The organism is Methylosinus sp. (assembly GCF_036560965.1).
In the GTDB taxonomy this organism is placed as follows: domain Bacteria; phylum Pseudomonadota; class Alphaproteobacteria; order Rhizobiales; family Beijerinckiaceae; genus Methylosinus.
On sequence record NZ_DATBQF010000058.1, the window covers coordinates 107,775 to 119,073 of the forward strand.

The following is an 11,299-nucleotide window of genomic DNA, read 5'->3' on the forward strand; positions in this document are numbered from 1 at the left end:
TCCATGTCCAGAACCCATCACGCCCACGGGGCGGAGCCGTCGCAACGCATGCTTCGCGTCGCCGAGCTGATCCGCCATCAGATTGCCCAGATGCTCGCGCGCAGCGAGATCGTCGACCCCGTGCTCGAGCAGCATGTCGTCACCGTCTCGCGCGTGGCGATGAGCCCCGATCTGAAGCTCGCCACCGTCTTCGTCATGCCGCTCGGCGGCAAGGACGAGGCCGAGGTGCTGCGCGCCTTCGATCGTCACAAGAAATTCCTGCGCGGCGAGATCGCCCATAACGTCAATCTCAAATTCGCGCCGGAGGTGCGTTTCCGCATCGACGACAGTTTCGACAATGTCGCGCGCATCGACGCGCTGTTGAACTCCGAGCGCGTGCGCCGCGATCTCGAGCAGCCCGACACAGAAGAAGAGAACGGCGCCCAGCAATGAATGGAAGAAAATCGACCCGCGCCGTCGTCGACGGCTGGGTCGTGCTCGACAAGCCTGTCGGCATGACCTCGACGCATGCGGTCTCGCGCCTGAAACGCATCTACAACGGCAAGAAAGCCGGCCACGCCGGCACGCTGGACCCGCTCGCCTCCGGCATTTTGCCGGTCGCTTTCGGCGAGGCGACCAAGACCGTGCCCTTCGTGCAGGACGGCGAGAAGGCCTATAGCTTCACCGTGCGCTGGGGCGTCGAGACCGACACCGACGACGCCGACGGCAAGGCCGTGCGCGACAGCGCGCAGCGGCCGACCATCGCCGAGATCGAGGCGCTGCTGCCGCGCTTCCTCGGCGAGATATTGCAGATCCCGCCGCAATATTCGGCGATCAAGATCGCCGGCGAGCGCGCCTATGATCTCGCCCGCGAGGGCGCGACGGTGGAGCTGAAAGCGCGTCCCGTCACGGTCCACCGCCTCTCGCTCATCGATGCGACGGCGGACGAGGCGAAGCTGGTGATGGAATGCGGCAAGGGCGCCTATGTGCGCTCCATCGCGCGCGATCTCGGCCGGCTCATCGGCTGCTTCGGCCATGTGAGCGCTTTGCGCCGCACGCGCGTCGGGCCCTTCCTCGAGGAGGACAGCTTCACCCTCGACGAGATCGAGGGCGGCGAGGCGGCCAATGCTATGCTCTCCGTCGAAGCGGGCCTCACGGAGCTGCCTTGCATCGTCGTCGACCGCGACGCGGCGGCGCGTCTGCGTCGCGGCGGCTCGCTGATCCTGCGCGGCCGCGACGCGCCCGCCGGCGGAATCGCCTATGCGGCCTGCGGCGGCGTCCCGGTCGCCTTCGGCGAGGTGGTGGAAGGCGCGCTCGAACCCTCGCGCGTGTTCAACCTGCCGTTTTGACGCGAGGTTGATCTTCGCGCGCGAATGGTTTCAATTCGCGGAGCGCCCCCACCCCTCGCCCGCTTCGCGGGAGAGAGGCAGAGACGGGACTTCATCGAGGTCACGCGCTACGTCGATCGCTGGCGCCCCCTTTCCCGCGAAGCGGGGGAGGGTCGGGGAGGGGGCATGTCGGACGCCGAATCTCACAGACCGCACGCCGCATGACGCCCCCTGCCCCCAAAATCCTCGTCTTCGACTCCGGGCTCGGCGGCCTCACCGTCTTCACCGAGGTGGCGAAGCTACGCCCGCTCGCCGCCCTCCTCTATTGCGCCGATGACGCCGGCTTTCCCTATGGCCCGCTCTCCGAGGCGGCGCTGGTCGCGCGCGTCATGGAGGTGATGGAAAAGCTCGTCGCCGAGCTGGCGCCCGATCTCGTCGTCATCGCCTGCAACACGGCCTCGACGCTCGCCCTACCGCATTTGCGCGCGCGCTGGCCGCAGCTTCCCTTCGTCGGCACCGTGCCGGCGATCAAGCCGGCCGCCGAGCGTTCGCGCTCGCGCCTCGTCTCCGTGCTGGCGACGCCCGGCACGGTGGCGCGCGACTACACGCGCGCGCTCATCGCCAGCTTCGCGGAGGATTGCGCGGTGACTTTGGTCGGCTCGACCCGCCTCGCCCCGCTCGCCGAAGAGTTTATGCGCGGCGCGGTTGTTCCGGAGGCCGAGATCGCCCGCGAGATCGCGCCTTGCTTCGTCACGCGCGACGCGGCGCGGACCGATGTCGTCGTCCTCGCCTGCACGCATTATCCGCTGCTGCTCGATTCGTTCCGTCGCCTTTCGCCCTGGGCGGTCGAATGGATCGACCCCGCCCCGGCCATCGCCCGCCAGGCCGACCGGCTGCTGGCGGACCGCTTCGGTCCCGACCGCGACGCCGCCGCGCCGGCGCCGCGCGCGATCTTCACCAGCGGCGCGCGTCCCGAGCCGGCGCTGGCGGCGGCGCTGACGCGAATGGGATTTGCCCTCGACGACAAGCCGGAATGATCGCGCGCCTCCCGTTGCCGGTTCCGCGAGACGGTTTCGCGCCGATCCACGACCGATAAGGGCCGCAGCGGTCGCCCGCCCCCGCATCCGACCCATGTTTTGCGGGCGCCGCATTCTCCCGCAGAGCGGGAGAAGAAGACGCGCCGCGCCTTCTCTTTCGCGCCCGCCCCCGTTTTTCCTTGATTATGTCGGCCGCTCTTGCTGTAACGCGCCGCACAATAATTCTTCAACTCTCGAGAGGTGAGCGAAATGGCAGACTGGCCCGTCCATGCGAAGATTACCGGCCCGATCGTTCTGATCGGCTTCGGCTCCATCGGACGTGGCATCTTGCCGCTCATCGAACGCCATTTCGACTATGACAAGAGCCGCTTCACCGTCATCGACCCCGTCGATACGCATCGCGAGATGCTGGATATTCGCGGCATAGCCTTCCAGAAAACCGCCCTCACCAGGGACAATTACCGCGAGACGCTCACCCCCCTGCTCACCAAGGGCGAGGGACAGGGCTTCGTCGTCAATCTCTCGGTCGACACCTCCTCGCTCGACATCATGAAGCTCGCCCGCGAGCTGGGCTGCCTCTATGTCGACACCGTCGTCGAGCCCTGGACCGGCTTCTACTTCGACACCACGCTCGGCAATGAGGAGCGCACCAATTACGCGCTGCGCGAGACCGTGCTGGAGGAGCGCCGTCGCAATCCCGGCGGTCCGACCGCCGTCTCCTGCTGCGGCGCCAATCCGGGCATGGTGTCCTGGTTCGTGAAGCAGGCGCTGCTGAACATCGCCGCCGACACCGGCCTTTCGATCGAGGAGCCGAAGACGCGCGCGCAATGGGGAACGCTGGCGCAGACGCTCGGCGTCAAGGGCATTCATATCGCCGAGCGCGACACGCAGCGCGCCACGAGCCCGAAGCCGCGCGACGTCTTCGTCAACACCTGGTCGGTCGAGGGCTTCGTCTCCGAGGGCCAGCAGCCGGCCGAGCTCGGCTGGGGCACGCATGAGAAGTCGCTGCCGGACATCGCCGGCACGCACTCCTCCGGCTGTGGCGCGGCGATCTATCTGAAGTCGCCCGGCGCCAACACGCGCGTGCGCTCCTGGACGCCGACGCCCGGGCCGCAATATGGCTTCCTCGTCACCCACAACGAGTCGATCTCCATCGCCGATTTTCTCACGCTGCGCGACGGCGCCGGCTCGGTCGTCTATCGGCCGACCTGCCATTACGCCTATCATCCGGCCGATGACGCGGTGCTGTCGCTGCACGAGATGTTCGGCCGCGCCGGCAAGATGCAGGCGAGCTGGACGATTCTCGACGAGAATGAGATCGTCGACGGCATAGACGAGCTAGGCGTGCTGCTCTACGGCCACGCCAAGAACGCCTATTGGTATGGGTCGCGCCTCTCCATCGAGGAGACGCGCGAGCTCGCGCCCTATCAGAACGCCACCGGCCTGCAGGTGAGCTCGGCGGCGCTGGCCGGCATGGTGTGGGCGCTGGAGAATCCGACTGCCGGCATCGTCGAGGCCGACGAGGTGGATTTCCGCCGCTGCCTCGAGGTGCAGACGCCCTATCTCGGACCGGTGGAGGGCGTCTATACGGATTGGACGCCGCTCGACGGCCGTCCGGGCCTCTTCCCCGAGGACATCGACCTCGAGGACCCCTGGCAGTTCAAGAATATTCTGGTGCGCTGACCAGCGCGCGCCCCCTTCTCCCGCTCCGCGGGCGAAGGGGGCGAACGAAGCGAGCGGGATGAGGGCTCTCGCCTATGGCGGGCGCCCTTATCCGATCCTCGCCGATGCGAACGCCCACTTCTCCACGAGTGGGAGACGGAAGCGCGCTCATCGTCGCGCTACCCCGCCGCAATGGCCGCCGGCGGCAGGCCTCCGGCATGGCGGCGCCACATCGTCTGGTAGAGCCCCTCGAGATCGCGCGTATAGCTGTCCACATCGAACAGCGCCGCTCCGGCGCGATTGCCGGCGAGCTTGGCTTTCGTCCGCGCCAGCCATCCCGGATCCGCGGCGAGACCGCTCGCGAGATCGAAATAGCCGCCGAGATCGGCGGTGATGAGCTCGGGCATTCCCACCGCGCGCAGCAGGCTGCCGGCGACACGCGACGGAAAGGTGGAGCCGCTGCAGGTCACGATCGGCGCGCCCGCCCATAGCGCATCGCTCGCCGTCGTATGGGCGTTGTAGGGCGCCGTATCGAGCACGAGATCGGCGAGCTGCAGCCGCGCGAGATGCTCGCCCTGCGCCATATCCGGCGCGAAGATGAGACGATTGCCGTTCACGCCGCGCTTCCACGCCTCATTGCGCAGATTGCCCTCGGCCATGGGCGCGGCGAGCAGCCACAACACGCTGCCCGGCGCGGCGTCCAGCAGCCGGCACCAGATATCGAACATCTCCGGCGTGAATTTATAGGCCTGGTTGAAGCAGCAGAAGACGACGCCCTGCTCCGGCAGCCCCACGGACGCGCGCCCGGGATTCAGCCCGAGCGGCCCGGCGCGGCCGCGCGGCTGATAGCTGTGCGGCATATAGGCGAAGGATTCCGAATAATCGGCGGCGGATGCGAGCGGCGTCACATAATCATCGGTGATGACGTAATCGCAGATATCCGCGCCCAGCGTGCCGGGATAGCCGAGATAATTCACCTGCACCGGCGCCGGCCGCAGCATGAGGATGCCGCTGCGCGCATTGGCGGTGAAGCCCTTGAGGTCGATGAGAATGTCCACCTCGTCGCGATGAATCGCGCGCGCGGCGTCGCCGTCGGAGAGCGCCTTGATGTCGACGAAGGAGTCGAAGGCGCCGACGAGGCGGCGGCGCATCGCCTTGCCATCGTCCGCCCCGTAGGAATAGGCGTTCACGCAGAAGCGGTCGTGATCATGCGCCTCGAGCATCTCGATCAGCAGCAACGCCGTCGCATGGTCGTGGAAATCATTGGAGAGATAGCCGAGCTTGATCTTGCGCCCGTCGAAGGCGTGGAAGCGGAAATCATGCGTGCGCCGCTCCATTGCCGCCGCAGCGCGTCGATCGCGCGTCCACGCCTCGGAGCAGCGCCGCTGATCCGTCGCGCCGACGCCGGGCTGCGAAAGCAGGAAAAAAGGCGGCAGCGCGCCAGACCCGTCCGCCACGAGAAGATCGTCGAGCGCTTTCGCATCGCTCGCGAAATCGTCCCATTCACACATGCTGCGGCTGCGTCCGGGCGATCGCATTCCCGTCTCCCAGGTCGAAGTTGACTTCGCCTGGACATGAAGGCGCGCATCGCCGTCCGGATCAGACATGGGGTTGAAGCAATCGGCGCGCCATTTTCCCACACACTCGGGCTCCAGCGGAGCCGAACGGCGACGCCTCGGCTTTGATTTTTAAAAATGACGCGTCAAAATGCCCTCCAAAATGCGCTGGGGCATACGGGCGGCGAGATGGACGATCTTCTGAGCGCGCAAGGGCTCTTGCAAGAACGAGCGGACCAGGTCGTCGCGCTCCTCCGGCTGGACGCTTTGCTGAACCGCGTCGGCAAACCGATCAGGGTCGGCAGTTCCGCGCTCGGCCTCATGGTTCGCCGCGATATCGACATCACCGTGGTCTGCGAAAGCCTGTCTTCGGAAACCCGCGCCGCCTTCATTCGGGCGGGGGCGGAATTAATGTCGATGGATCGCCACGTGGTTTCTGTCCGCTTCAGAAACGACACAGGCGCGTGGAACGCCGATCCTGCGGCCTATCCCGACGGCCTCTATCTCGGAGTATCGGCGCGCCTCGGCGCGGGGATCGACTGGACGCTGGATATTTGGGCGGTGGATCGGCCGGATCGGCAACCCGATCTGAACCATTTGCGCACGCTCCCGCCGCGTCTGGACGATGAACGCCGGATCAGGATACTGACGATCAAGCATGCTTTGGCGGCGACGAGACCCGGCTCGTCGGAAAGCCGGATTCCGAGCGCTTATGTCTACGACGCCGTTGTCGACGATGGCGTCGGCAGCGTGAAGCAATTCGCCGAATGGCTCGCAGACAAGAAGGCGATCACGTCCCTCTTGTCCGCAACGCTCTGATCCTTCGCCGCATTCGGCGCGTGGCGACAGAGACGAGCGCCGATCGTCACCGGCGTCCCCGCGCCGTTCAAATCCCGGCGCCGTCGCCGAGGGTCTCCTCCGCCGTCGAGAAAATCCGCACATTGCTCAGCGACAGCGGCACGTTGCTGCCGAGCTTCGCGCCCTCTCGGTCATCGGTGTCGACCTCGACCGTCTGATCATAGCCTGGGATGGAGATCGAGGCGCGCAGGCCGGCGGCCGTGCGGCGCACCGCCTCGACGCGCCCCTCGAGCCCGCCGATGGAGCCGCCGTGCAGAGCGATGTCGGCGGGGCGAAAATACACGCGCGCCGGTCCGTTGCGCAGATTTTCCGAGGAGATATGCAGCTCCTTGCCCTGGAAGATCACCTTGCCGTCGGCGACCTGCACCGGCAGCGCCAGCGCCTCGCCGACGAAGGAGAGCACAAAGGGCGAGGCCGGCCGGTCATAGAGCTCGTCCGGCGTTCCGATCTGCTCGATGCGGCCCTTGTCCAGCACCACCACGCGATCGGCGAGCTCCATCGCCTCGTCCTGGTCATGCGTCACGAAGACGGTGGTCAGCCCGGTCTGGCGATGCACATCGCGCAGCCAGCGGCGCAAATCCTTGCGCACGCGCGCGTCGAGCGCGCCGAAAGGCTCGTCGAGCAGCAGCACGCGCGGCTCGATGGCGAGCGCGCGGGCGAGCGCCACGCGCTGGCGCTGGCCGCCGGAGAGCTGCGCCGGATAGCGCGCGCCGAGCCCGTCCAGCTGCACGAATTCCAGCAGCTTTTGCGCGCGCTCGGCGATCTCCGCGCGGGACGGACGCGAGCGGCGCGGGCGCACCTTCAGCCCATAGGCGATATTGCCGGCGACGGTCAGATGCTTGAACAGCGCATAATTCTGGAACACGAAGCCGACGCGCCGTTCCTGAACGGACAGCGTCGTGGCGTCCTCGCCGTCGAAGAAAATGCGGCCGCGCTCGGGCGAGGAGAGCCCGGCGATGGCGCGCAGCAGCGTCGTCTTGCCGGAGCCCGACGGCCCCAGCAGCGCGACCAGCTCGCCGCGCGCGATCGTCAGATTGACGTCGCGCAGCGCCGGATAATCGCCGAAATCCTTCTCGACGCCCTCGATGCGAATCTCGACGCCCTGCAGATGCGGCGCGTCGTCAGTGACGGCGTCTGCCGGCGATTTGACCGGCGAAGCGCCATTCGAGAAGCGTCTTGAATCCAAGAGTGACGAGAGCCAGCCCAGCCAGGAGGGAGGCGAGGGCGAACGCCGAGACGATGTCATACTCATTGTAGAGGATCTCCACCTGGAGGGGGATCGTGTTCGTCAGGCCGCGAATATGGCCAGAGACGACCGACACCGCGCCGAACTCGCCCATGGCGCGGGCGTTGGCGAGGAGCACGCCGTAGAGCAGGCCCCATTTGATGTTGGGCAATGTCACCGTGAGAAAGGTGCGGAAGCCGCTCGCGCCGAGCGTCAGCGCCGCCTCCTCCTCCACGGTCCCCTGCTCCTGCATGAGCGGGATCAGCTCGCGCGCGACGAAGGGGAAGGTGACGAAGATCGTCGCCAGAACAATGCCCGGAATGGCGAAGACGACCTGAATTCCATGCGCGGACAAAAACGGCCCGAGAAGTCCCTGCGAGCCGAAGACGAGCACATAGACGAGGCCGGAGACGACCGGCGAGACCGAGAACGGCAGATCGATGAGCGTGATCAGCACGCTCTTGCCCGGAAAGGAGAATTTCGCGATCGACCAGGCCGCGCAAAGGCCGAAGAGGGCGTTGAGCGGCACGACGATCGCGGCGACGACCAGCGTGAGGCGGATCGCCGCGCGCGCATCCGGCTCGTCGAAGGTCGCGAAAAAGGCGCCGGCGCCTTTGGCGAGAGCCTCGGTGAAGACGACGGCGAGCGGCAGCAGCAGGAACAGGCCGAGAAAGGCCACGGCCACGCCGATCAGCAGATAGCGCGTGAGCGGAGTCTCCTCCGTCACGCGGCGCGGCGCGGAAATGGAAACCGCGGGAGCGATCGCCTCAGACATTTATGATCGCCTCAGACATGACCGAACCTCTTCTGGCTCCACGCCTGGATCAGATTGATCGCGAGCAGCACCGAGAATGAGATCGCGAGCATGATCGTCGCGATGCCCGTGGCGCCGGCATAGTCGAACTGCTCCAGCTTGACGATGATCAGCAAGGGCGCGATTTCCGAGATATAGGCGAGATTGCCGGCGATGAAGATCACCGAGCCATATTCGCCGACGCTGCGCGCGAAAGCCAGCGCGAAGCCGGTGAGCAGAGCCGGCAGAATCGGCGGCAGCAGCACGCGCCAGATCGTCTGCGCGCGGCTCGCGCCGAGCGTCGCCGACGCTTCCTCGAGCTCGGCGTCGATCTCGACGAGCAGCGGTTGCACCGTGCGCACGACGAAAGGCAGGCCGACGAACACCAGCGCGACCAGAATGCCCCAGCGCGTGAAGGCGACCTTTATGTCGTAATCGGCGAGCGGCTCGCCGAGCCATCCATTGGGCGCATAGAGCGCCGCGAGCGCGATGCCGGCGACCGCCGTCGGCAGCGCGAAAGGCAGATCGACGATGGCGTCGAGAAAGCGCCGGCCCGGAAACTCATAGCGCGTCAGCACCCAGGCGGTGACGAGGCCGAAGACGACGTCGATCGCCGCCGCGGCGAAGGAGATGAAGAAGCTGGTGCGCAAGGCCGCCGCCACGCGGGGCTCGACGGCGATGCCGTAGAGTCCCGCGAATCCGAGCTCCGAGGCGCGAAGGATCAGCAGCGACAACGGAAACAGGACGACGAGGCTCAGATAGAAGATGGTGAAGCCGAAAGTCGCTTTGAATCCGGGAATGACGCTCGGAGCCGTGAAGCGCCGAGCTTTTCTTTTCGCGGCAGGCGCAGAAGCGCTCATGAGAGATCCCGAGCCTTATGGTTTCTGAATATCGTCGAAGACGCCGCCGTCGGCGAAATGCGTCTTCTGCGCTTTCGTCCAGCCGCCGAAAACCTGATCGACGGTGAACAGATCGAGCTTGGGCAAACGCTTCAGATCGTCCTTGGCGGCGAATTCCGGATGCGCGGGGCGATAATATTTCTTGGCGATGATCGCCTGCGCGGTCGGCGTGTAGAGGAAGTTCAGATAGGCCTCCGCCGCCTTGCGCGTGCCCTTGGCGTCGACATTGCCGTCGACGACGGCGACCGGCGGCTCGGCGAGGATGGAGGTCGAAGGCACGATGATCTCGAATTTGTCCTTGCCGAACTCCTCGAAGGCCAGAAACGCTTCGTTTTCCCAGGCGATCAGCACGTCGCCGAGACCGCGCTGGGCGAAGGTGATCGTGGAGCCGCGCGCGCCGGTGTCGAGCACGGGCGCATTCTTGTAGATCGCCTTGACGAACTCTTTCGTCTTGGCCTCGTCGCCGTTGAATTTTTTGAGCGCATAGCCCCAGGCGCCGAGATAGTTCCAACGCGCGCCGCCCGAGGTCTTGGGATTGGGCGTGACGACCGCGACGCCGGGCTTGGCCAGATCGTCCCAATTCTTGATCTTCTTCGGATTGCCCTTGCGAACCAGGAAGACGATCGTCGACGTATAGGGCGAGGCGTTGTTCGGAAGCTTCTTCTGCCAGTCGGGCGAGATCTTGCCGGTCTTATTCACGATCGCGTCGATGTCGGCGGCGAGCGCCAACGTCATGACATCGGCGGAAAGTCCGTCGATCACCGCGCGCGCCTGCGCGCCGGAGCCGGCGTGGGACGCCTGGATCTCGATCGTCTCGCCGGTCTTCGCCTTCCAATCGGCGATGAAGGCGGGATTGATCGCCTTATAGAGCTCGCGCGTCGGATCATAGGAGACATTCAGCAGCGCCGTCGCCGCCAGCGTCGGCGCGTCGACGAGGATCGACAGGCCCGTGGCGAATGCGACGACCGCGCCGAGGCCGCGCCGCGAGATTGAAACGCTCCGCATACTGGTCTCCTTCTATGGTCTATAACATCAGTGACTTTATGGACTAATCTATTTCGACGGGGCTGTAAACGGGGGCGGCCGCTCGCGGAGCGTGGTTTTCATCGTTTTCGAAAGGATCGTGGCGCGGCGCTCGTGTCGCTCAGCGCGACCGACTGCCCGCCTGCTTCCGGCTGGAGACGAATAGAATCAGCGCGAGCAGGCCGGCGGCGGCGATCAGATAATAAGGGCTGATCTCGAAATGACGCTTGCCCACGGAAAAGGGAAAACGCGCCTTCCAATGCTCGCCGGCGGCGCCGTCGACGGTGACCACGCCGACGAAATCGCCCGGCTGGGTGAAGACATGCGCGAAGGAAAACGTCCCTTTGGGATAGATCTGCGGCGCCAGCGACGCTGCGGTCGCGGCCTCCGTGTCGACAGGATCCTCGCCATCGTCGGTCTGGCGCATGATGCGGAAGCCGGCCTTCATCTCGCGCAGCTCCGGCGCCGCATAATCGAAAACGAAGATCGTCTCCCCCAATTTCGGGGCGTCCTCGCAGAATTTGCGCTGTTGCGCATCGCCCGGCTGATAGCCGGCGAAATACATGAGCTCCGGGCCGATCTTGAGCACGCAGCCGTCTTTGTCGGGCAGCAGATCGCCGCGCGCCGATGCATGCGGCGCCGCGCTCGCCGCGATCAGCGACGCCAGCGAGAGCGATTGAATAAAGCGGCGGCGGCTCGACATGCTCTTTCCCCCGATGAGCGCCGAGAGGACTCGATTGGACTTAATCCGCTCTGGCTCTCGTTGCAAGAAGCCGCGGGAACGATGAGACCGAGCCCTCGCAAAAAGAAACCGGCCGGGCGCAAGGCCCGGCCGGCGAATGTTTCAGCCTCTATTCGAGGTTCGATCAGGGCATGTCGCCGGCGACGAACTTCGGAATGACCGGGCCGCCGATTTCGGTGGCGTAGCGCTTGCCCGAC

11 protein-coding genes are annotated in these 11,299 nt (G+C 65.9%); 5 read left to right on the top strand and 6 right to left on the bottom strand.

Annotation, left to right across the window (positions count from 1 at the left end; all coding sequences use genetic code 11):
- The first annotated feature begins 3 nt into the window (after positions 1 to 3).
- The 4 genes from rbfA (at position 4) to VIF40_RS15330 (ending at position 4,027) form a co-directional block, all read left to right on the top strand.
- Positions 4 to 432 (top strand): 30S ribosome-binding factor RbfA, encoded by a 429-nt coding sequence (rbfA, locus tag VIF40_RS15315; protein WP_331938374.1) that lies wholly within the window; start codon positions 4 to 6, stop codon positions 430 to 432.
- On the top strand, positions 429 to 1,328 hold the full coding sequence (gene truB / locus VIF40_RS15320) for a tRNA pseudouridine(55) synthase TruB (RefSeq protein WP_331938375.1): 900 nt from the start codon (positions 429 to 431) through the stop codon (positions 1,326 to 1,328). Before rbfA ends, truB begins: the two co-directional genes overlap by 4 nt.
- A gap of 200 nt (positions 1,329 to 1,528) precedes the next feature.
- Positions 1,529 to 2,344, top strand: a complete 816-nt coding sequence (gene murI / locus VIF40_RS15325; RefSeq protein ID WP_331938376.1) for a glutamate racemase — start codon at positions 1,529 to 1,531, stop codon at positions 2,342 to 2,344.
- A gap of 249 nt (positions 2,345 to 2,593) precedes the next feature.
- Entirely contained in the window at positions 2,594 to 4,027 is a 1,434-nt protein-coding gene (locus VIF40_RS15330; RefSeq protein WP_331938377.1) for a homospermidine synthase, read from the top strand.
- 158 nt (positions 4,028 to 4,185) lie between these two features.
- Here VIF40_RS15330 and VIF40_RS15335 read toward each other — a convergent pair whose 3' ends face one another.
- Positions 4,186 to 5,544 carry a UDP-N-acetylglucosamine-peptide N-acetylglucosaminyltransferase gene (locus VIF40_RS15335; protein WP_331938378.1) on the bottom strand — a complete coding sequence of 453 codons (1,359 nt, stop codon included), beginning with the start codon at positions 5,542 to 5,544 and terminating at the stop codon, positions 4,186 to 4,188.
- 285 nt (positions 5,545 to 5,829) lie between these two features.
- Between VIF40_RS15335 and VIF40_RS15340 the strand changes: the two genes are divergently transcribed.
- Positions 5,830 to 6,381: a hypothetical protein gene (locus tag VIF40_RS15340; protein ID WP_331938379.1), complete on the top strand. Its 552-nt coding sequence runs from the start codon at positions 5,830 to 5,832 to the stop codon at positions 6,379 to 6,381.
- A gap of 67 nt (positions 6,382 to 6,448) precedes the next feature.
- Here the strand turns inward: VIF40_RS15340 and VIF40_RS15345 are convergent, their stop codons facing one another.
- The 5 genes from VIF40_RS15345 to VIF40_RS15365 all read right to left on the bottom strand — a co-directional run bounded on the left by VIF40_RS15345 (position 6,449) and on the right by VIF40_RS15365 (position 11,063).
- Positions 6,449 to 7,606 (bottom strand): sulfate/molybdate ABC transporter ATP-binding protein, encoded by a 1,158-nt coding sequence (locus VIF40_RS15345; RefSeq protein ID WP_414684817.1) that lies wholly within the window; start codon positions 7,604 to 7,606, stop codon positions 6,449 to 6,451.
- On the bottom strand, positions 7,542 to 8,420 hold the full coding sequence (gene cysW, locus VIF40_RS15350) for a sulfate ABC transporter permease subunit CysW (RefSeq protein WP_331938380.1): 879 nt from the start codon (positions 8,418 to 8,420) through the stop codon (positions 7,542 to 7,544). Before cysW ends, VIF40_RS15345 begins: the two co-directional genes overlap by 65 nt.
- Positions 8,421 to 8,431: 11 nt before the next feature.
- Positions 8,432 to 9,298 carry a sulfate ABC transporter permease subunit CysT gene (gene cysT, locus VIF40_RS15355; protein WP_331938381.1) on the bottom strand — a complete coding sequence of 289 codons (867 nt, stop codon included), beginning with the start codon at positions 9,296 to 9,298 and terminating at the stop codon, positions 8,432 to 8,434.
- A 15-nt stretch (positions 9,299 to 9,313) separates the two neighbouring features.
- Positions 9,314 to 10,342 (bottom strand): sulfate ABC transporter substrate-binding protein, encoded by a 1,029-nt coding sequence (locus VIF40_RS15360; RefSeq protein ID WP_331938382.1) that lies wholly within the window; start codon positions 10,340 to 10,342, stop codon positions 9,314 to 9,316.
- 139 nt (positions 10,343 to 10,481) lie between these two features.
- The gene (locus VIF40_RS15365; protein WP_331938383.1) at positions 10,482 to 11,063 is read right to left on the bottom strand and encodes a hypothetical protein; all 582 of its coding nucleotides are present in this window, start codon (positions 11,061 to 11,063) and stop codon (positions 10,482 to 10,484) included.
- Positions 11,064 to 11,299: the final 236 nt, after the last annotated feature.